Annotated in this window: 19 protein-coding genes; 11 read left to right on the forward strand and 8 right to left on the reverse strand. The window is 71.3% G+C overall.

The features are described from left to right. Positions 1-4: 4 nt before the first annotated feature. Both KBX50_RS21375 and KBX50_RS21380 read right to left on the reverse strand, forming a co-directional pair. Complete coding sequence (locus KBX50_RS21375) at positions 5-1,150, reverse strand: CapA family protein (protein WP_210939178.1); 1,146 nt, start codon at positions 1,148-1,150, stop codon at positions 5-7. Positions 1,151-1,208: 58 nt separating this feature from the next. Then, positions 1,209-1,871 (reverse strand): adenosylcobinamide amidohydrolase, encoded by a 663-nt coding sequence (locus KBX50_RS21380; protein ID WP_210939179.1) that lies wholly within the window; start codon positions 1,869-1,871, stop codon positions 1,209-1,211. A gap of 221 nt (positions 1,872-2,092) precedes the next feature. Here KBX50_RS21380 and KBX50_RS21385 point away from each other — a divergent pair, with 221 nt between their 5' ends. The 9 genes from KBX50_RS21385 to KBX50_RS21425 all read left to right on the forward strand — a co-directional run bounded on the left by KBX50_RS21385 (position 2,093) and on the right by KBX50_RS21425 (position 13,083). Continuing rightward, positions 2,093-2,770: a Crp/Fnr family transcriptional regulator gene (locus KBX50_RS21385; protein WP_013736306.1), complete on the forward strand. Its 678-nt coding sequence runs from the start codon at positions 2,093-2,095 to the stop codon at positions 2,768-2,770. A 172-nt stretch (positions 2,771-2,942) separates the two neighbouring features. Beyond that, on the forward strand, positions 2,943-3,563 hold the full coding sequence (locus KBX50_RS21390; protein ID WP_210939180.1) for a TetR/AcrR family transcriptional regulator: 621 nt from the start codon (positions 2,943-2,945) through the stop codon (positions 3,561-3,563). Positions 3,564-3,589: 26 nt separating this feature from the next. Continuing rightward, on the forward strand, positions 3,590-4,390 hold the full coding sequence (locus KBX50_RS21395; protein ID WP_210939181.1) for a TIGR03084 family metal-binding protein: 801 nt from the start codon (positions 3,590-3,592) through the stop codon (positions 4,388-4,390). 43 nt (positions 4,391-4,433) lie between these two features. Then, positions 4,434-6,146: an acyclic terpene utilization AtuA family protein gene (locus KBX50_RS21400; protein ID WP_210939183.1), complete on the forward strand. Its 1,713-nt coding sequence runs from the start codon at positions 4,434-4,436 to the stop codon at positions 6,144-6,146. Further along, complete coding sequence (locus KBX50_RS21405; RefSeq protein ID WP_210939185.1) at positions 6,143-7,354, forward strand: acyl-CoA dehydrogenase family protein; 1,212 nt, start codon at positions 6,143-6,145, stop codon at positions 7,352-7,354. The genes KBX50_RS21400 and KBX50_RS21405 overlap by 4 nt, the downstream gene beginning before the upstream one ends. Further along, positions 7,351-8,952, forward strand: a complete 1,602-nt coding sequence (locus KBX50_RS21410; RefSeq protein ID WP_210939187.1) for an acyl-CoA carboxylase subunit beta — start codon at positions 7,351-7,353, stop codon at positions 8,950-8,952. Before KBX50_RS21405 ends, KBX50_RS21410 begins: the two co-directional genes overlap by 4 nt. 58 nt (positions 8,953-9,010) lie before the next feature. Further along, entirely contained in the window at positions 9,011-11,023 is a 2,013-nt protein-coding gene (locus KBX50_RS21415; RefSeq protein ID WP_210939189.1) for a biotin carboxylase N-terminal domain-containing protein, read from the forward strand. Beyond that, positions 11,020-12,210 carry an acyl-CoA dehydrogenase family protein gene (locus tag KBX50_RS21420; RefSeq protein ID WP_210939191.1) on the forward strand — a complete coding sequence of 397 codons (1,191 nt, stop codon included), beginning with the start codon at positions 11,020-11,022 and terminating at the stop codon, positions 12,208-12,210. Before KBX50_RS21415 ends, KBX50_RS21420 begins: the two co-directional genes overlap by 4 nt. A 138-nt stretch (positions 12,211-12,348) precedes the next feature. Continuing rightward, complete coding sequence (locus tag KBX50_RS21425) at positions 12,349-13,083, forward strand: hypothetical protein (protein WP_210939193.1); 735 nt, start codon at positions 12,349-12,351, stop codon at positions 13,081-13,083. A gap of 52 nt (positions 13,084-13,135) precedes the next feature. Here the strand turns inward: KBX50_RS21425 and KBX50_RS21430 are convergent, their stop codons facing one another. The 3 genes from KBX50_RS21430 to KBX50_RS21440 form a co-directional block, all read right to left on the reverse strand. Then, positions 13,136-14,278: a hypothetical protein gene (locus KBX50_RS21430; protein ID WP_210939195.1), complete on the reverse strand. Its 1,143-nt coding sequence runs from the start codon at positions 14,276-14,278 to the stop codon at positions 13,136-13,138. Then, entirely contained in the window at positions 14,275-15,216 is a 942-nt protein-coding gene (locus KBX50_RS21435; protein WP_210939239.1) for a transporter substrate-binding domain-containing protein, read from the reverse strand. The genes KBX50_RS21430 and KBX50_RS21435 overlap by 4 nt, the downstream gene beginning before the upstream one ends. Before the next feature lie 92 nt (positions 15,217-15,308). Then, a complete protein-coding gene (locus KBX50_RS21440) occupies positions 15,309-15,920 on the reverse strand; it encodes a hypothetical protein (protein ID WP_210939197.1) in 612 nt (203 codons plus the stop codon). Positions 15,921-15,999: 79 nt separating this feature from the next. On the opposite strand from KBX50_RS21440, the gene KBX50_RS21445 reads away from it, so the two are divergent. Then, a complete protein-coding gene (locus KBX50_RS21445; RefSeq protein ID WP_210939199.1) occupies positions 16,000-16,353 on the forward strand; it encodes a helix-turn-helix domain-containing protein in 354 nt (117 codons plus the stop codon). 120 nt (positions 16,354-16,473) lie between these two features. On the opposite strand, the gene KBX50_RS21450 is transcribed toward KBX50_RS21445, so the two are convergent. Next, the gene (locus KBX50_RS21450; protein ID WP_210939201.1) at positions 16,474-18,255 is read right to left on the reverse strand and encodes an alpha/beta hydrolase; all 1,782 of its coding nucleotides are present in this window, start codon (positions 18,253-18,255) and stop codon (positions 16,474-16,476) included. Between the two features lie 224 nt (positions 18,256-18,479). On the opposite strand from KBX50_RS21450, the gene KBX50_RS21455 reads away from it, so the two are divergent. Continuing rightward, entirely contained in the window at positions 18,480-18,815 is a 336-nt protein-coding gene (locus tag KBX50_RS21455; protein ID WP_210939203.1) for a hypothetical protein, read from the forward strand. A gap of 22 nt (positions 18,816-18,837) precedes the next feature. Here KBX50_RS21455 and KBX50_RS21460 read toward each other — a convergent pair whose 3' ends face one another. Both KBX50_RS21460 and KBX50_RS21465 read right to left on the reverse strand, forming a co-directional pair. Then, the gene (locus KBX50_RS21460) at positions 18,838-20,313 is read right to left on the reverse strand and encodes a serine/threonine-protein kinase (RefSeq protein ID WP_210939205.1); all 1,476 of its coding nucleotides are present in this window, start codon (positions 20,311-20,313) and stop codon (positions 18,838-18,840) included. 31 nt (positions 20,314-20,344) lie between these two features. Then, the gene (locus KBX50_RS21465; RefSeq protein WP_210939207.1) at positions 20,345-20,881 is read right to left on the reverse strand and encodes a hypothetical protein; all 537 of its coding nucleotides are present in this window, start codon (positions 20,879-20,881) and stop codon (positions 20,345-20,347) included. Positions 20,882-21,082 lie beyond the last annotated feature (201 nt).

Below are 21,082 nucleotides of genomic sequence, written 5' to 3' on the forward strand. Positions count from 1 at the left end.
GAGATCAGTCCGCGTCCGGCGGACTGATCTTTCCGGAGTCGGTGAACCGGGCACCGGTCTCGGCGAAGTCGAGCTCGGTGAGGTCCCGCAGCAGCCCTAGACCACGGTCGTCGGGGTCGATCGTCGGCTTGCGCGCCCCGTCCATGTAGGTGGAGGTGAACGAGCCGCCGGCCCAGGTGCCGTCCGCTTCGAGTGACACCTTCAGCACGCCACCCCAGCCGAGCCGACCGTTGTTGCTGAGCGAGTTGCCGCCACCGGCGAAGTTGCCCAGGCTGTAGGCGATCAGCCTGCCCTTGTAGAACTCCATCCCGCGCAGCACGTGCGGGCCGTGCCCGACGATCAGGTCGGCACCGGCGTCGATCATGGCGCGGGAGAACTTGATCGGATCGCCCCGGTTCTCGCCGAGGAACATCTCGGTGCCGGGCCGCACCCGTGTCATCTCCGACCCTTCGGCCCCCATGTGTACCTGCACCACGACGATGTCGGCCTGGCCGGCGGCCTTCTTGATCACCTTTTTCGCGGCCGGGATGTCGGTGAGGCTGTTCGACCACTGGTACGACGAGAAACCGGCGACGGCGACCTTGACGCCCTTCACCTCGACGACCGTGATCTGGTCAGGCGCGCCGGTGTGCTCCAGCCCGTGTTCCTCCAACGCCTTCTGGGTGTTCTCGTAACCCTTCGGCCCGAAGTCGTACCCGTGGTTGTTGGCCTGGTTGAGCAGGTCGAAACCGGCGTCGGCGAGATGGGCGGCGTACTCCGGCGGCGCTCGGAACTGGAAGCAGCGGGTGGAGTTGGCACCGCACTTACCGGCCCCGGTGTCCACCGTCAACGGCTCTTCCAGGTTTCCCATCACCAGGTCGGCGGCGAGCGCCTTCTTCACCGAGTTGAAGAAACCCTTGCCGTTGTTCGGGGGGAGCCGATCGGGTGCCATGGCCATCACGATGTCGCCGGTGGCGGAGAGCGAGATCTTCTTGACCTCGGGTGCGGCCGATTCGACAGGTGCGCCCTCGCCACCGCCCGTGCCGGGTTGCCAGAGCGGCCCCTCGTCGGTGCTGGCACAGCCGGCGAGGAGGAGAGCGGCAAGCAGCGCCCCCACTGCGGCCAGGGTGCGGCGGCGGGGTCGGGGCGCGAAGGGTGCGGCAGCGTACATCGTGCGCGACCCTACCGGGCGGATATCGCGGAATCGACCGCCGATCGGGTGGGGAGATTCAGCCCTGGAGCCGATCCGACCATGGCACGACGGTGTCGCGGCCCACCGACAGCACGGCGGCGTGCACCGCCCGGGCCAGTGGTGCCCCCCAGGTGGAGCGGGGTCCGCCGTAGGCGTTGATCGGCCCGTCCGGCGGGCAGAGCACGGCGACCGCGTCCGTCGGCGTACCGGTGCCGGGCAGCCCCAACTCCGCGATCGCCTGCGCCTTCGCCTCGGTGGCCGTGGCGACCGCGTTGACAAGCGCCGCGTCGCCGAGCCGCGCCGGAACGTACGCCACGATGTTCACCGTGCCGACCGGTTGCGCCGGTGCCGCCGCCGTGGGTGCCGCCGCCGGCACCGGAGTGCCCAGACCGACGGTGACCCAGACCTGCACGCCGGTGTCGGTCCGCCGCACCACCTCGGCCACGTCGACCCCGGTCATCAGGCCCACGCCGGGCCCGTTCAGGCCGAACTCCCGGGCCAGCCCGGCCAGGTGGTCGGCGGGGTCGTTCCGGTCGTACGACATGGGCACCGTCGCGTTGAGCACCCACCGCCGTACGCCGATCCCACCGCCGAGCGGGGCGGAGCTGACCGCTCGCAGCGCCCCCTCGGCACGCCAGATGAGCACCGGAATGTCGCGTTCGTCCTCGCGCCGGGTGGTCAGCAGGGGCTCGGGCAGCACCCGGTGACCCTACGTCCGGGTGTCCACCCCGCCGATCCCGGGCCTGACCAGGCGCGGGATTCTAAAGGGTGATCACGACGGGCACGTTACGCCCAACGATCAAGATTCCAGGGGTGCACCTCTGATTCCTGCTCACGTGCGCCTAGACTGGTCGGCGCGCGAGGGATCAGCGGACGGCGGACCCAGGCCGAGCAGACGGCACGCGCAACCGGAGGTGCGCGATGGACGAGGTACTGGCCCGCAGCGGGATCTTCCAGGGTGTCGACCCGGAGGCGGCCGAGGCGCTCGCCAAGGAGATGGAGACGATCGAGGTCCGCAAGGGCGAGGTCGTCTTCAACGAGGGCGAGCCCGGCGACAGTCTCTACATCCTGCTGTCCGGCAAGATCAAGGTCGGCCGCCGGGCGGCGGACGGCCGGCAGAACCTGATCGCCGTGATGGGTCCGTCGGACATGGTCGGCGAGCTGTCGCTCTTCGACCCGGGTCCGCGTACGGCGACCGCGACCGCGGTCACCGACAGCCGACTGGCCCGACTGCGCAAGCAGGCGCTGCGGCCGTGGCTGAACAACCGCCCGGAGATCGCCGAGCAGTTGCTACGGGTGCTGGCTCGCCGGCTGCGCCGGACCAACGACGCCCTCGCGGATCTGATCTTCACCGACGTGCCCGGCCGGGTGGCGAAGAACCTCCTCCAGATGGCGGGGCGTTTCGGCACCCGCGACGGCGGCGTGCTGCGGGTGACGCACGACCTGACCCAGGAGGAGATCGCCCAACTCGTCGGCGCCTCCCGGGAGACGGTCAACAAGGCTCTGGCGGACTTCGCTTCGCGCGGCTGGCTCCGGCTGGACGGCAAGAGCATCATCATCCTCGACCCGGAGCGCCTGGCCCGCCGCGCCCGCGTCTGACCCCGAAACCCACGTAGCTGGGTGTTCAACTTCAGGGTTGTTGCTGCCTGCCGCGCGCCGGATGCAGCAACAACCCTGAAGTTGCGCCATTGACGGCCCCGCACGGCGTGGGAGTGGTCCTTTAAAAAAGTCAAGCTTGACTGTTTGTTTTGGCGGGGGCAGGCTTTCCGGCATGCCCGCTGCATCGACGCGCGTCCCGCAACAGGAGCGCAGTCGCGCCACCCGGGCCCGGCTGCTGGAGGCGACCGTGGACTGCCTGGTGGAGCACGGCTGGTCCGGCACCACCACCACGGTCGTGGCGGCCCGGGCCGGCGTCTCCCGGGGTGCCCAGCTGCACCACTACCCGACCCGCACCGCCCTGGTCACCGCCGCCGTCGGGCACCTCACCGAACTGCGGGCGGCCGAGTTGCGGGCCGAGGCCGACGCCCTGCCGGCCGGCACCGACCGGCTGGACCGGGTGGTGGACCTCCTCGCCGCGGCTTTCACCGGGCCCCTCTTCGTCGCCGCCCTCGAACTCTGGGTGGCCGCCCGCACCGACGCCGAGCTGCGGGCCGCGCTGCTGCCCCTCGAAGCCCGGATCGGCCGGGAGATGCACCGACTGACGGTCGAGCTGCTCGGGGTGGACGAGCGGCGTCCCGGCGTCCGCGAGGCGGTGCAGGCCACCTTGGACCTGCTGCGTGGGCTCGGCGTAGCCAACCTGCTCAGCGACGACTCGACCCGCCGGGCCGCGCTGCTACACGGCTGGAAAACCCAGTTGACGGCGCTGCTCACCAGCGCGGAGACGGCACCCTGACCGGCCCAACCCGCCCGGAGGCACCCATGGTCGACCTGACCGCCCTGCTCACGGATCTGGCCGCCGAGTCCGAGCAGCTCGACGCGCTCGTCGCGGCGCTGCCGCAGCAGGAGTGGGGGCGGCCCACCCCGGCGGCGGGCTGGACGATCGCCCATCAGATCGCCCACCTGGCATGGACGGATCACGTGGCTCGACTCGCCGCGACCGACACCGACGCGTTCTACGCCTCGGTCACCGCCGTACCGGATCCGGCCCGGCTGGTCGACGACGGCGCGATCGCCTTCCTCGCCCCGCCCGAGGTGCTGCTGGCCCGCTGGCGGGAGGGCCGCTCGGCGCTCGCGGCAGCCCTCGCCGCCACCCCCGCCGCGGAAAAGCTGCCCTGGTACGGAACCCGCATGTCACCGGCCTCGATGGTGACGGGCCGGATCATGGAGACCTGGGCGCACGGCGAGGACGTGGCCGAGGCGCTCGGCGTCACCCGGCCCGCCACCGACCGACTGCGGCACGTCGCGTACCTCGCCTTCCGTACCGTCGGGCACAGCTTCGCCGCCCACGGCCGCGCGGTGCCCACGGCACCGGTCCGGGTGGAGCTGGCAGCGCCCGGCGGCGAAACCTGGGCCTTCGGTCCGACGGACGCCGCCGACCGGGTGACCGGTCCGGCGCTCGACTTCTGCCTGCTGGTGACCCGACGCCGGCACCGCGCCGACACCGCGCTGGTCGCCACCGGGCCGGTCGCCGACGGGTGGTTGGACGTGGCCCAGGCCTTCGCCGGCCCGCCCGGCACCGGCCGCCCGCCACGAACGGCAGCATCGGGAGCCAAGCCATGAGCGCGCGGTGGCACCGAGCAGCCGCGACCCGAGGGGGCTGCCGATGAGCGACGTGCTGCGGGTCGGCAACGCCTCCGGCTTCTACGGTGACCGGTTCTCCGCCTGGCGCGAGATGCTCGACGGCGGCGAGTTGGACGTGTTGACCGGCGACTACCTGGCCGAGTTGACCATGCTCATCCTGGGTCGGGACCGGATGCGCGACCCCGACCTGGGTTACGCGAAGACGTTCCTCCGCCAGTTGGAGGGCTGCCTCGGCACCGCGCTCGACCGCCGGGTCGCGCTGGTCACCAACGCGGGCGGGCTCAACCCGGCCGGCTTGGCCGCCGCCATCCGCGCCCTCGCCGACCGGCTCGGGCTCCCCGTCCGGATCGGGTACGTGGAGGGCGACGCCCTGGCCCGACCGGACGCGCTCACCGCGAACGCGTACCTCGGGGCGTTCGGCATCGCCGCCTGTCTCGACGCCGGGGCGGACGTGGTGGTGACCGGCCGGGTCACCGACGCCTCGCTGGTCGTGGGGCCAGCCATCGCTCGCTTCGGCTGGGGGCGTGGCGACCTCGACGCGCTAGCCGGGGCCACCGTCGCCGGGCACCTCATCGAATGCGGGGCGCAGGTCACCGGCGGCAACTTCAGCTTCTTCACGGAACTGCCCGACGGCGGGCGCCGGCCTGGATTTCCGGTGGCCGAGCTGCGTAGGGACGGCTCGGCGGTGATCACGAAACATCCCGGCACCGGCGGCGCGGTCACCGTCGAGACGGTGACCGCCCAGTTGTTGTACGAGGTGGGTGGGCCGGCGTACCTGGGCCCGGACGTGGTGACCCGGCTCGACTCGGTGCAGCTGAGCCAGGACGGCCCGGACCGGGTGCTCGTCAGCGGTGCCCGGGGCACGCCGCCACCGGACACGCTGAAGGTGGGCGTCAACAACCTCGGCGGGTTCCGCAACTCCATGACCTTCGTGCTCTGCGGGCTGGACATCCCGGCCAAGGCGGCCCTGGTCCGGGAGCAGTTGACGGAGGCGGTCGGCCCGGACGGGTTGAAGTTCACGCTGGCGCGCACCGATCACCCCGACGCCGCCGACACCGAGACGGCCAGCGCGCTGCTGCACGTACACCTGCGCGACGGTGACCGGGCGCGGGCCGGGCGGGCGTTCTCGGCGGCGGCGGTCGAGCTGGCCCTGGCCTCCTACCCGGGCTGCACCCTGACCACCCTGCCCGGCGACGCCACCCCGTACGGCGTGTTCACCGTCGACGCCGTGGCGCAGGACGAGGTCGCCCACGTCGCCGCGCTGCCCGACGGCACCCGGCTGCCGATCGACCCGCCGTCGGTGACCGGGACGGTCACCGACGAGCCGACGTCCGAGCTGGGCGAGCCGGCGGCGGTGGGTCCGAGCCGGCGGGCGGCGCTGGGTGAGGTGGTGGGTGCCCGGTCGGGTGACAAGGGCGGCGACGCGAACCTGGGCGTCTGGGCGCGTACCGACGCGACCTGGGCCTGGTTGCGTGGCTGGCTCACCGTGGCCCGGCTGACGGAGCTGCTGCCGGAGACCGCGCCGTTGACCGTCGAGCGGTACGAACTGCCGAATCTGCGTGCCGTCAACTTCGTGATCCGGGGGCTGCTCGGAGCCGGGGTGGCCGCCTCCACCCGGTTCGACCCGCAGGCCAAGGCCCTCGGCGAGCTGCTCCGCTCCCGGATCGTCGACCTGCCGGTCGAGCCGGCGACCGGCGACGCCCCGGCACCGGTCGTCGGGGAGGTGCGGCCGTGACGATCGTGGACACTCCGGAGCGGCGGCAGCTGCGGGAGCTGACCCGCGCCTTCGTCACCCGGGAGGTGCTGCCGCACCTCGCCGACTGGGAGCGGGCCGGCGAGGTACCCCGCGAGTTGCACGTGACCGCCGCGAGAACCGGCCTGCTCGGCATCGGCTTCACCGAGGCGGTCGGCGGCAGCGGCGGAGACCTGCTCGACTCGATCCTGGTCACCGAGGAGATCATTCGTTCGGGAGGCTCGTCGGGGCTGGTGGCTGCCCTCTTCACGCACGGCATCGCGCTGCCGCACATGGTCGCCGCGGCCGGCGCCCGGTCGGGCGGCAAGCTGCCCAGACCACCCGGTGACGCCGTCGAACGCGTCGACCCGACGGGCCGGGAGCACGACCTGATCGACAGGTACGTCCGGCCGACACTGGCGGGTTCGATGATCGGCGCGCTGGCCATCACCGAGCCCGACACCGGCTCGGACGTTGCGGGCATCCGCACCCACGCCCGCCTCGACGGCGACCACTACGTGGTCAACGGCGCGAAGACCTACATCACCAGCGGAGTCCGGGCGGACTTCGTGACGACCGCGGTCTGCACCGGCGTGCCGGGCAGCGGAGCGCTGAGCCTGCTGGTCATCGACAAGGGCACCCCCGGCTTCACCGTCGGGCGACGACTGGAGAAGCTCGGCTGGCACTGCTCGGACACCGCCGAACTCTCCTTCGTCGACGTACGCGTGCCGGTGGCGAACCGGATCGGCGAGGAGGACACCGGCTTCCTCGCGATCATGCAGCAGTTCGCGGCCGAACGCCTCTCCCTGGCCACCCAGGCGTACGCCATCGCGCAGCGCTGCGTCGAACTGGCCGCCACCTGGTGTCGCGACCGGTCCACCTTCGGCCGTCCCCTGGCGAGCCGGCAGCTGGTCCGGCACCGGCTGGCCGAGATGCACACCCGGGCCGAGGCCGCCCGCGCGTACGTGCACCAGGTGGCCGCGCGGGTGGCCGCAGGCGAGCCGGTGGTGACCGAGGTGGCGATGGCGAAGAACGTGGCGGTCGAGGCCGCCGACCGGGTCGTCGACCAGGCCCTGCAACTGCACGGCGGCTTCGGCTACCTGCGCGACGCCGAGGTGGAGCGGCACTACCGGGACGCCCGGATCCTCGGCATCGGCGGCGGCACCACCGAGATCATGAACGAGATCATCGCGAAGGGCATCGGCCTGTGAGCACACTCGACACCGCGATCGACCCGTCCACGCCGGCTTTCCGGGCCAATCGGGAGGCGCTGCTGGAACGTCTCGCCGAGCTGGACGCCGCACTCGCCACCGCCCGGGCCGGCGGTGGCGAGAAGTACGTGGCCCGGCACCACAAGCGCGGCAAGCTGCTCCCCCGCGAGCGCATCGAGCTGCTGCTGGACCAGGACAGCCCGTTCCTCGAACTGTCACCGGTCGCCGCGTTCGGCACCGATTTCCCGGTGGGGGCCAGCGTGGTGACCGGGATCGGCGTGGTCGAGGGGGTCGAGTGCCTGGTCGTCGCCAACGATCCGACGGTACGCGGCGGCGCGGTGAACCCCTGGTCGTTGGCGAAGACCCGGCGGGCCGGCGAGATCGCCCTGGCCAACCGGCTGCCGATGGTGAATCTGGTCGAGTCGGCCGGCGCGGACCTGCCCACCCAGGCGGAGATCTTCATTCCGGGTGGCCGGGTGTTCCGCGACCTGACCCGGCTCTCGGCCGAGCGGATCCCCACGGTCAGCGTGGTCTTCGGCAACGCCACCGCCGGTGGCGCGTACGTGCCCGGGATGTCCGACTACACGATCATGATCCGGGACCGTTCGCAGGTCTACCTGGCCGGGCCGCCGCTGGTGAAGATGGCCACCGGCGAGGACGCCGACGACGAGTCGTTGGGTGGCGCGGCCATGCACGCCACGAAGTCCGGCCTGGCCGACTTCCTCGCCGCGGACGAGCGCGACGGCATCCGGCTGGCCCGACAGTGCGTACGCCGGCTCAACTGGCGCAAGCGGGGTCCGGCGCCGCGCAACCCGATGCCGCGACCACCGAAGTACGACCCGGAGGAACTGCTCGGCATCACCAGCGCCGACCTCAAGGTGCCGTTCGACCCGCGCGAGGTGCTCGCCCGGCTGCTCGACGGCAGCGAGTTCGACGAGTTCAAGCCGGCCTACGGCGCCGCACTGGTCACCGGCTGGGGTGAGCTGCACGGGTACCCGGTCGGTGTGCTGGCCAACGCCCGGGGCGTGCTGTTCAGCGAGGAGGCGCAGAAGGCGACGCAGTTCATCCAGCTCGCCAACGCCGCCGACACCCCGCTGATCTTCCTGCAGAACACCACCGGCTACATGGTCGGCACCGAGTACGAACAACGCGGCATCATCAAGCACGGCGCCCTGATGATCAACGCGGTGTCGAACTCGACGGTGCCGCACCTGACGGTGAACCTGGGTGCCTCGTACGGTGCCGGCAACTACGGCATGTGCGGCCGGGCGTACGAGCCGAGGTTCCTGTTCACCTGGCCGAACGCCAAGTCGGCGGTGATGGGGCCGGCGCAGTTGGCCGGGGTGCTGTCCATCGTGGCCCGACAGGCCGCCGCCGCGCGGGGCCGCGAGTTCGACGAGGACTCCGACGCGGCGATGCGGATGATGGTCGAGCAGCAGATCGAGTCCCAGTCCGGCGCGCTGTTCCTGTCGGGCCGCCTCTACGACGACGGGGTGATCGACCCCCGGGACACCCGTACGGTACTCGGCCTGTGCCTGTCGGCCATCCACAGCGGACCGGTGAAGGGCGCCGACGGCTTCGGCGTTTTCCGGATGTGAGCGCGAGGAACGCAGCGAAGCGGAGTCCCGCAGTCGCGAACGAAAGGAAGCACGGCAGATGATTCGCAAGCTGCTGGTCGCGAACCGGGGAGAGATCGCCCGCCGGGTCTTCGCCACCTGTCGGACCCTCGGGATCGAGACGGTCGCCGTGCACTCCGACGCGGACGTCGACGCGCCCTTCGTCACCGAGGCCGACCAGGCCGTCCGGCTGCCCGGAAACACCGCTGCCGAGACGTACCTGCGGATCGACCAGATCCTGGAGGCGGCCCGCCGCTGCGGTGCGGACGCCGTCCATCCCGGCTACGGCTTCCTCGCCGAGAACGCCGAGTTCGCCACGACGGTCACCGATGCCGGCCTGACCTGGGTCGGTCCGCCGGCCAAGGCGATCGCCGCGATGGGCGACAAGCTGTCCGCCAAGGCGCTGCTCGCCGAGGCCGGCGTACCGATGCTGCCCACCTGGACCGACCCGGCGCAGGTGACGAGCTTCCCGGTGCTGGTCAAGGCGTCCGCCGGGGGCGGCGGGCGCGGCATGCGGGTGGTCCGCGAGACCGCCGGGCTAGCCGAGGCCGTCGCCGGCGCGCGCCGCGAGGCAGCGGCGGCGTTCGGCGACGACACGGTCTTCATCGAGCGGTACGTCGAACGTGGCCGGCACGTCGAGGTGCAGATCTTCGGCGACAGCTTCGGCACCGTGGCGGCGCTTGGCGTGCGGGACTGCTCGATCCAGCGCCGGCACCAGAAGATCGTCGAGGAGGCGCCCGGCGTCCTTCCCGACGAGGTGCGGGAGCGGCTGCACGAGGCGGCGGTGGCCGCCGGACGGGCGGTCGAGTACGTCGGGGCCGGCACTGTCGAGTTTCTGCTCGCGCCCGACGGGGAGATCCACTTCCTGGAGATGAACACCCGCCTCCAGGTCGAGCACCCGGTAACCGAGCTGACCACCGGACTTGACCTGGTTCGACTGCAACTTCTGGTCGCCGAAGGCGGGTCGCTGCCGCTGGCCGCGACACCGGCGGCCACCGGACACGCGATCGAGGTACGCCTCTGCGCCGAGGAACCCGCGCACGGGTACCGACCGGCGACCGGCACCCTGCACCGGATCGCCCTGCCCGGTGTGGTGGCCGAGTTCGGGCCCCTTGCCGCGCCCGGCCTGCGGCTGGACTCCGGCGTGGTCGACGGGTCGGCGGTGAGCATCCACTATGACTCGATGCTCGCCAAGGTGATCGCCTGGGCGCCGACCCGGGCGGAGGCGGCCCGTGCCCTGGCCGGCGCGCTGGCCAGGGCGGAGTTGCACGGTGTGGCCACCAACCGGGACCTGCTGGTCCGCGTCCTGCGTAGCCCACAGTTCGCCGCCGTCGACATCGACACCGGCTTCCTGGACCGGCAGCCGGAGGTCTTCGCCGCGCTGCTGCCCGCCGAACAGCGCCCCCTGGTCGCGTTGGCCGCCGCGCTGGCCTCGGCCGCCGCTCGCCGGGCTGCCGCGACGGTGCTGGCCGGGCTGCCCTCGGGCTGGCGCAACGTGCCCGCCTTCCCGCAGGTCGCCCGCTTCGCCGCCGCTGACGGGGACGAGATCGAGATCCGCTACCGGCTGGACCGCGCCGGCCGGCTCACCGAGTGGACGACATCGCCAGCAGGCTCGGGATCAGCAACCTGGACAGCCGGCGGCGAGCCGACGGTGAGTCTGGTCGAGGCGTACCCGGAGCGGGTCGTGCTCGATGTCGACGGAGTGCGGCGGGTCTACCGCGTACACCGGGTGGGGTCGGAGGTCTTCGTGGACGGTCCGGACGGGGCGGCGGACCTGACCGAGCTGCCGCGTTTTCCGCTGCCCACCGCGGAGCTGGCCGCCGGGTCGTTGCTCGCGCCGCTGCCCGGCGCGGTGGCCCGGGTACACGTCGAGGTCGGTCAGCGGGTCGCCGCCGGTGACCTGCTGCTGACCTTGGAAGCGATGAAGCTGGAACACCCCGTGCTCGCCCCCACCGATGGTCTGGTCACCGAGCTGCCGGTACCGCCCGGCGGTCAGGTGGACACCGACGCCGTGCTGGCCGTGGTCACCCCCGATGAGGAGTCGCCGTCATGAACTTCGACCTCACCCCCGAGCAGGACCAGCTCCGCGACGCCGTGCGGGCGCTGGGCAGGCGGTACGGGCACCGGTACTTCGTGGCGAAGGCGAAGGCCGGCGAGCACACCACCGAGCTGTGGCAGGAGGCCGGTGAGCTCGGCTACCTCGGCGTCAACATCCCCACCGAGTACGGCGGCGGGGGCGGCGGCATCACCGAGCTGGCCATCGTCTGCGAGGAACTGGCCGCCACCGGCTGCCCGCTGCTGCTGCTCGTGGTCTCCCCCGCCATCGCGGCCACCGTCATCAACCGACACGGCACCGAGGAGCAGCGCAAACGCCACCTGCCGGGCCTGGCCGACGGCTCCCAGAAGATCGTCTTCGCGATCACCGAGCCGGACGCCGGCTCGAACTTCCACCGCCTCGCCACAGTGGCTCGCCGCGACGGTGACGGCTGGGTGCTGTCCGGCCGCAAGTGCTACATCTCCGGCGTCGACGAGGCTCAGTTTGTCCTGGTGGTGGCCCGCGTCGCCGTCGGTGACGGCAGTGCCGGTTCTGGGGACGCGGCTCCGCAGAAACTCAAGCCGGCGCTGTTCATCGTGCCGACCGACGCGGCCGGGCTGACCTGGTCCAAGCTGGACATGGAGATCGTGTCCCCGGAGAACCAGTTCCTGCTCTACCTCGACGATGTGCGGCTGCCCGCCGAGGCGCTGGTCGGCGAGTCGCTGGACGCCGGGCTACCGGCACTGTTCGCCGGGCTCAACCCGGAACGCATCACGGTCGCCGCGATGGGTGCCGGCACCGGCCGGTACGCCATCGAACGCGCCTCCGAGTACACCGCGACCCGTTCGGTGTGGGGCGGCCGGACGATCGGCTCCCACCAGGGCGTCGCACACCCGCTCGCGCATGCGGCGGTGCAGGTGGAGCTGGCCCGGCTGATGATCCAGAAAGCGGCGGCGCTCTACGACGCCGGCCGCGACCTGGAGGCCGGGGTCTCCGCCAACATGGCCAAGTACGCGGCCGGCGACGCTGCGGCGCTGGCGGTGGACACCGCCGTGCAGGCCCTCGGCGGCGCCGGCATGACCACCGAGTACGGCGTGGCGACGCTGCTCGGCGCGGTACGGGCCGGCCGGATCGCCCCGGTCAGCCGGGAGATGATCCTCAACTTCGTCGCCCAGCACATCCTCGGCCAGGACAAGTCGTACTGAGTCGCCTGACGTGGTCGTCGCGAGTTGCGGCATGTCGCGGGATCCGTCGGGTGGGAAGGCGCAACATGCCGCAACCCGCGGCGCAGGCACCCCGTTACTCCGTCCCCGTGTTCGGCTCCGACGCGCATACTCACCGTCGTGAACGACACCGGAGCAGCCGGCCAGGCCCTGGACGACGCGATCGAGAACGTGTATGCCATCTTCGCCCGCCATCAGCTGCCGGCCGACCTGACAGCCTGCGACCATTGTGTGAGCCCGGAGGAAGTGAATCTCTTCCGGCGTACGCCGCTGCGCCAGCTCAGCCCGGATCAGCTCGGTGTCTACCTGCTCAACCCCGGCACCTTCGGCGACGATACGGAATTACCGCACCTGCTGCCCCGGCTGCTGGAGCTGTACGCCCGCAACCAGATGGACGGCTGGAGCAGGCCGGACGCGGTGACGAGACGGATCTCCTCGCAGTGGCGCGACTGGTCCGCAGCCGAGCGAGCCGCCGTGACGCGCCTGTTGGCGACCTGGTGGCGGCACATGCTGCACACCTTCGGTGGGTCCAACGAGGCTTGGTATCTGTTGGACGCCGCCCTGGATTGCGGCGTCGACCTCACCTCCTACCTCGCCGCCTTCACCGAGGTCGGTGAGGTCGCCGCTGCCCGCCACCTGGCCGACATCCTCGACTGGTGCGTCTTCTCGACCGTCCCGGACGACGACCGTTCGACCTTTCAGCGCTGGCTGGCCGGGGACGAGCCACTGGCCGTGCTCGACGCCGTCGCGGAGCACATCGCCGACCCGGCTGCTGCCAGAGAGATCAGCAGGGGACGCGAGCAGGCCGAGGCGCTCCGCGGCTGGCTACGCGAGAAGGGCCTACGACCGGACTGATCCGGGCATCGCCGCGCCCGCCGACGACTCGGCGAGGCCGGACCGGGGTCAACTATCGACAGGCGGCGTCGACCCGGTGGACCGGGCGTACCCGGCGGCCCAGCCCTTCCAGCAGAGAGTCCTCGACGTGGAAGTCGTGGATGCGAAGCCGGTACCGGGGCAGTTCCTCCTCCGAGGGGCAGAGCACCTGACCGCGTACCTGGTCGACCGGCACGTAGCGCACCCCGCCGCGTTCCTGAAGGATCACCATGTTGACGTCGTCGGTGGTCACCACGTGCCCACGGATCTCCTCGGTGGCCTCGGCGGAGGTCACGCCGGGTTCACCCACAGTGGTCACGGTCAACGGCAGCACCGGCGTGCTGATCACCGGCAGCGCCGCCCAGACCAGCACCACCAGCACGGCGAGCTGGGTCACCGGGGCGAGTGGCTGGATGACCACCCGGGGCAGCGGGCCGGCGACGAAGAGAGCCAACAGCGGAGGTACGACCAGCAGCACGATCGGCAGCGGCTCGCCCTGCCGCCCGGCGTCACGCAGCGTCGGCACGAGCAGCCAGAGGTAGCCGGCGTACGCCGCGACGAGGATCAGGACGCGGAGGGCGGGACGCTCGTGCAGGCGTTCCGGCCGGAGTTGGAAGGCCGCCGCGACGGTGGGCAGCAGCAGCGGGAGATACAGCAGCGGCCAGGTCACCAGGGCCATCAGGAAGCTTGCCGCGACGAACCAGCCCGGCGTGATCTCCATCCAGCGGGCAAAGAGCGGTCGGCGGGTCAGCCGGTGCCCGCTGGCGGCGAGTACCCCGCCGAGCGCGAACACCGCGACCAGCACGGTGGAGAGCAGGCGGGCCGCCGTGGTGAGGAAGCCGGCGAGCAGGTTGACCGGTCCCACGTTCGCCACCAGCAGCAACGTGGTCTGCAACTCACCGCCGGCCTCGATACCGAGCCGCAGCACCGAGAAGATCGCCGGTACGCCAACCACGGCCGTCCAGAACGACTGACTGGCCCGCGCCCGTCGCTCGGCCGGATCCCAGCCGCCGGTGGTCTGGGTCCGGAGCGTACCGGGGGGCGGCTCGACCCGCCCCGCGATGCTCGGCAGCGCCGAAGGCGGCGGGACGGAGGGCTGCACGGGAGCCCGCAGTACGGGTGGCGGCGAGCCGCCAGCGCCCGGTTCCTCGGGGACGGTGGCGGGTGCCGCACTCATCGTTGTGGTGCCTTGTCGTCGAAGTCCACAAGTCTCGGCACTTCGAGCGGTTGCGGCTGCCGCTTCTCGCCCCGCAGCCACGGCCCCAACGTGCGGTTGTACGCGGTCAGCCACGGGCTGGCTTCCCCGCTGCGCCCCTGCTGGTAGCTCTTGTCGAGGAAGTAGGCGACCAGGTCGCGCAGGGCCGGGTCCCCGATCGGCACGCCGACGCCGAGCAGCTCGCTGGTGCCGAAGGGCATGTCGACGATCTCGAACTCGGTCGGGTAGCGGGCCAGGAAGCCGGCGAGGATCGTCTCGTCGGAGCTGACCGCGTCGTACTTGCCGGCCCGGATGCCCTTGACGCAGTCCCAGACGTCCTTGACCACCAGCGTGCGGACCTGGTTCTTCTCCAGCTCCGCCTCGGTGGTGGAACCACCGCTGGTGCAGATCCGGTACTTCGGGTTCCGCAGGTCCTCGATGGTGCGGATGGTGTCCTTGTGCCGGGTCGGCACCAGCACCTCCTGGGTGGTCACGAAGTACGGACCGGCGAAGCTGACGAGCTTCTTGCGTTCCTCCGTGATCGAGAAGCTGGAGACTACGAGGTCCACCACCCCGCCCTGGAGAGCCGGAATCCGGTCCTCGGTGGACACCGCCACGAACTCCAGCCGGTGCTCACCCTCGTAGCCGAGGGAGGCGGCGATGTACCGGGCGATCTCGACGTCGAAACCGATGTGGTTCCCGTCGCGTATCTCGCCCATCAGCGGTTCGTCGTCGGCCACCCCGATCCGCAGGACGGGCTGGCCCCAGATGTGCGACTCGCGCAGCTTCTCCTGCACGGACGGCAGTTCCGGCTCCTTCTGGCTGTCGCAGCCGGCCGCCGCGCCGAGCAGCAGCGTCAGGGCGACCGCCGCAGTGGTCGCCGCCGCACGCCACCGGGAACTGGAGAGGCTTACCGCCATGGCCACCTCGCTACTTTTCGAGTTTCGGGTTGCACCGAAAGTAGTCGTCCGTGTCGAGGTGTCACCATCCGGTGGTCGGTTCCAGCCTGGGTTCACCGTCCGGAGAGTCTGATGAGGGACAGCAGGTGGGCGACCAACGTGATGGGGACGCCGAAGGCGGGGACGAGGCTCATCGGCAGGGTGGACATGAGTCCGCTGTCGACGTCGGTGAGCAGGAGGCCGGCCGGGCTGGCCGAGTAGAGGACGCCGAGGGTGACGGCGAGGATGAGATCGGCGATGCCCAGGGCCGTCCAGGCGACGAAGAGCCGGTTGACGCGGTCCACCACGAAGGCCGCCACCAGTGGCGCGGTCAACCCGATGGCCACATCGCCGATCCCGGCCGGCAGCGCGAAGCCGGCCGGCAACGCGTCGACGGCGACGAGCGCCAGGAACGCCAGTCCCGCGACCCGCCAGGTCTGCAACAGGGTGAGGAACCGCAGGTCGAGTCGGCGGGCCCAGGCGCGGAACCGTGACGAGCGTACGGCGAGGACGAGCACCGTGAGTGGCGGTACGCCGGCGGCGAGCGCGAGAGCCACTGGCGGATCGCCCGGCGACGTGCGGAAGGCACCCAGGGCGCTGGCCGCGAGCGCGGCACAGAACCAGCCGACGGCGACGAGCGCGGGCGGGGTCAACCAGGAAGCGTGGGTACGCACGGGCACGGTCACGAGCCCTCCAAAATCACTTGTGTTTTGCAAGTGACTTTATGGGGGTAGCTTGTATATCGCAAGTGACTCGGAGGTTCGGATGTCTTCAGCCCGGAACGTGGCTCCCCGCTCGGACTGCGCCATCGCCGGCACGTTGGATCTGATCGGCGACAGATGGTCCCTGCTCATCGTGCGTGACCTGCTGTTCCGCGGCAATCTCCGATTCGCGGACCTGGCGGCCTCAACCGAGGCGATGCCGACCAACACGCTCGCCGACCGGCTACGTCGGCTGGAGGCGTGCGAGATTCTGGTGCGTCACCCCTACAGCGAGCGGCCCCGGCGGTATGAATACCAGCTGACCGAACGCGGCCGGGACCTCGCGCCGGTGTTGAACAGCCTCGCCACCTGGGGCACCACCCACCTGCCCGGCACCCGACGTCTCGGTGCCGGCTGACCGGGCCGACGCCGCCATCGCGGCCACCCGTAGCCGGCCAGTACCGGCGACCGACAAAAGGGCCGGGGTACGGCGGGCGACCCGATCGCCCGCCGTACCCCGGCGCGGTGGAGCCGAACCTCAGCGGACCGTCAGGGTGCCGACGGCTGGCAGCGGCGCGACAACCGGCGGCAGCCGCTTGGGTTCACCGCGCGCCGGCGCGCCCTGAGCGGCCAGGTCGCTCTTGGCGATCTCCGCACGCCGGGCCACCTCGGTCTCCGGAAGTTCCTCGAACGGCTGGATGTCGCCGTGGCAGACCTTGCCCCTCTTCGGCAACGTCAACCGCAGCAGGTACGCGTCGATCGCGCCGGTCACACAGTCCGACGTCCCGTACGCGGTGTGCCCCCAGTTGTCGCTGGAGAGCAGGCGACTGTTCGGCAGCAACCGGGCTGCGGCGACCGCGCCGGTGTAGTTGGTCGCCGGGTCCCAGTAGTTGCCGACCACCAGCACCGGGCTGTGCGTGCGTCGGTTGAACGGACCGGTGAAGCGGTCCTCGTCGCGCACCGTCCAGGTGTCGCGGGCACACGGCGAGGTGGCCCAGGTCCACAGCCGCCCGAAGTGCGGAGCACGCTGGTCAGCGCGGGCCGCCCGGGCCGGCCAGGAGGCGGCGCTCCGGGGGTGGTTCGCGTCGGTGCAGTCGACCCCGAGGAAGGTTTCCAGGCCGTTGTTGTACGGGAAGTCGTAGGCCCGAGCCTGATTGCGGGCCGCGACGGCGCGCTGGAGCACCGAGGCGCGGGCCTGTTCGCGGGTCACTTGGGCAGCCGCCGGGTCCGTCAGCACCAACAGGTCGTAGGTGAGGAGGGTCACGTCCAGATAGCCGTACGGGCCGTACAGGCCACCGAGGACCGAACCGATGAAGTCGGCGTAGGTGAAGGTGAACTCGCCGAGGTCCGGATCCTCCAGGACCAGCGGGCTCGTCTTCAGCCGCTTGGCCACCAGCTCGAACAGGGCGACCGGGTCACCGGTGGCCAGCGGACAGGCCTCCACACCGGCGGTCCCGCACCGCTTCAGGATCTCGCGCAACGCCTTGTGGGCACCCTGCGCGCTGCGCATCCGCCTCTCCTGGACGACGTTGCCGGCCTTGCCGGCACCGAACCACGCCGTGGCGTCCAGCACGCCGTCGATCACCAGGGCACGTACCCGGTCCGGGAACATGTTGGCGTAGTACTGGCCGAGGATGCTGCCGTAGCTGAAGCCCAGGTAGGTGAGCCGCTTGTCGCCGACCGCGCGACGCAACACGTCCATGTCGCGGGCCACCTGGGCCGTGGACATCGCGCCGCTGATCGGCTTGCCCGTGGTCGAGCAGGCCCGGCCGACGGTGATCGAGGCGGCGACGTACGCCTTCTCCTCGTCCTTCGTGTACGGGAAGGCCACGTTGAGGCCCTCGTACGCCTCGGCCTGCTCCTTCACCGACGTGAAGCACCTGAGCTGGTCGCTTGCGCCGACGCCGCGCGGATCCACCCCGACGATGTCGAACCGGTCGAGCACGTCGTCACCGAGGAAGCTCGGCGCGGCGAGCGCGATGCTGGTGCCCGAGCCGCCCGGGCCGCCCGGGTTCAGGAAGAGGCTGCCGATCTTGCGCTTCTGGTCCCGCGCCTTGACGCGCAGCACCGCGATCTCGGTGGTTGCCCCATTCGGCCGGTCGTAGTCCAGCGGCAACCGGACGGTGGCGCACTCGGCGTAGTCGTAGCACCGGTACCAGTCCAGTTCGGGCGTTGGCACCCGATCCACCCGCAGTCGCTCGGCGCTGCTGGTGCGATGTGTGACGGTCGCGGTGGACGCGGCGGCGGGGGTGACCGCCGCTCCGGCGAGGAGTACGCCGATGAGCCCTGCTGCGGCCAGATTCCGGATTGGTCGTGGCATGTGGACGCCTTCCGGTGGGTAACGGGATGCGTCGAGCCAAGGCCCGACCTACGCCACTTTAGAGATTCCCGGTGATGGATGTCTGCCGCGCAGAAGGCGCATTTCCGACTCGATCGGCACTGTCGCAGTCCCCTTCTCGTTCGGCAAGCTGTTGTTTGTCAGCTGTTCCACGTGGTGAAGCTGGCTGCAGTTGACAGATCGGCAATCTCCGACATTCTGGACGGGTGAGACGGTTCCCAGGATCCGACGCACGGACCGTGGCGGTGGCTGCGGCCCTGGCAGCGTTCTGGCTGCTCGCGGTGCTGGTTGTGGGGCGCCGGCAGGATCTGCTCGGGGTGGCGGGGGCGCTGCTCTGCGTGCTGCTCGCCACCGTCGCGGGGGTGGCCGTCACCGCTGCGCGGCAGCGTGACGCGGATGTTCGACCGGATCGCGGGCCGCCGTCCGTAGGGCCGGGTATCGAGCCGTCCGGCATTGATGCCGACACACTGGAGATCCTGGGCGATCGGGAGGCGGTCCGCGCGCTGCGGGACCGGCATCGACGCGATCGACCGGGACGCTGACGCCGGCAATCCTCGGGAAGGGTCAGCCGCTGGTGAGCGTGGGCGAGGCAAGGCCGTCGAGACCCCGACCGGCCAGGCATCGATAGGTGAGGTCGCTGTCCGCGTCGGCCGGCGGTAGCACCTCAAGATTCCATCCCGCCGCCTGACGCATCCCGCTGACCAGGCGGAACGTCTCCGCGTTGCAGACCTGGCGTACTCGGGGATCCGCGACGATCTCGTCGTGCCCGGCATCGGCCAGGGCGGCCGGCAACTTCCCCTGGACGTAGCTCTCCCAGGTGTGCCGGGCGTCGCAGGGCACTCGGCTGGCTTCGGCCTGCTGGCCACGCACCTGCACCGGCCCGAAGCACTCCAACTCCGCGGCGCACTGGGCGCCCGTGGGAAGCGCCTCCTGGTGAGTGGCGCAGCCCGGGCGGAGCAGACCGGTGGCCGCCGGGCGGGCCGGCATGCTCGGCTGTGGCGACGGTGAACCACCGGCGGCCCAGGCGCCGACGCCTGCCGAGGCGGCGAGGGCGACCACCCCTGCGGCCCCGAGAAACCAGCGGCGACGACGGCTGCGCTCGGTGGAGCCCTCCCTGGCTGGCGGGGCGGAACGGCCGGCATCGTGGATGTTGGCGGCAACGCCGCTGGTCGGTGCCGGTGGAGGGGTCGACCCGCCGCCCGGTGCGGCCGAGCCGTCCAGCGTCAGATTGGTGAGCATGTCGCGCAGTTCCGCGGCGGACGGCCGGTCACCGGGATCGTTGGCCATGCCGGCACGCAGCACGTCGACCAGGTTCTCCGGGATGCCGGACAGGCTGGGAATCGGCTGGTGGAACATCTCCAGCACGGTGACCAGGCTCGGGTTGCGCTCGCTCTGCCAGCGCGGTGGGCGGCCGTGCATGACCGCATAGAGGGTGGCGCAGAGCGCGTACACGTCGACGGCCGGCGAGGGCGGACTGTGACTGAACATCTCCGGCGGCGCGTACGCCGGAGTGAGCACCTCCAGCGCGACGGAGGCGTCCCGCATCTCGGCGACCACGGCGAGCCCGAAGTCGGCAAGCACCGCCGGGTTGAAGTGCGAGTGGAGGATGTTGGCCGGCTTGACGTCGCGGTGCAGCACGCCGGCGGCGTGTGAGTGGGCGATGGCGTCCGCGATCTTGACGCCGAGATCCCGGGCCTCGACCGCGCCCAGCGGCGAGTTGCGCATCCGCTCGGCGTACGAGCCGTCGCAGAGTTCCATGATCAGGTAAGGGTGCTGGTCGATGGTGACCCCGACATCGAACAGGTCGACCACGTGCGGGTGGGACGACATCCGACCGGCGGCACGCGCCTCGCGCAGAAAACGGGCCTGATCCCGGTCGCTGGCCAGGGTCCGGTTCTCCACCTTGACGGCGACCTCGCGGCCCACCGAGATCTGCGTCGCCCGGTAGACAGTGGCGTAGCCACCCCGGGCAAAAACCTGCAAATCAGTCAGACCGGGCACGATGGGCGTCGGCAGGGCGCCGGGCGGGGTGTCGGTCACAGTCTCGAAAATACCGAACTCTGCCGGCCGCTCAGTGAACCGCATCGGTGGCCGGCCCCACACCCGATGTCCCGGCACCGCGCCGGTCGTCGTCCTGCTCCGATTCGTCGGCAGTCGATCCGCTCCCAGCAGCCGGGGCGATCGCTCCGGACCGACCAGCCGTGCCAGCGGCCCGGCGCGCGTCCCACCAGAGCCCGGCGGCAGTCGCCACCGCGCCCAGGCCCTCCCAGGCCGCCACCCCGAAGAACCGCCCCGGCGCGATGTCAGCAAGCACCGCGAGGCTGAAGACCGTGAACGTGACCAGCCGGAACACCACGGTGAAGCGGTAGAAGGCGCGCCACTCGGTGGCCGCGGCGAGCAGGTAGTAGACCCCCATGTTGAACGAGGCCATCGAGGAGGCCGTCACGAAGGCACCCGTGTAGTCGCCCGGTGCCCGGCTCTGCGGGATCTCGAAGCCGAGCATCCGCAGCAGCGCCTCCGGCCAGAGCAGGCCGACCGCCCCCATCACCAACGCCAGCACGCCGAACACCGCGATCGTCCACCCCGCGACCGAACGCGGCAGCCTCATCTTCGCCCCCCTCGACGGCGCGACCGACGACATCGACGATCGCATGCACCCGTCACGCTAGCGGCCGGCCCCGACCGGCCACATCCCCGAAACCGCCAGATCCGTACCGGCCATCGATCGACCGGACGAATCGGGCCGAGGGCCCGGCCCCGCCTGGTCACGTTTCCGGGACATCGCGCCAAAGCGCGGGCACACCGGCGG

The sequence above is a fragment of the Micromonospora sp. C51 genome (assembly GCF_018070435.1).
In the GTDB taxonomy this organism is placed as follows: Bacteria; Actinomycetota; Actinomycetes; order Mycobacteriales; family Micromonosporaceae; genus Micromonospora; species Micromonospora sediminimaris.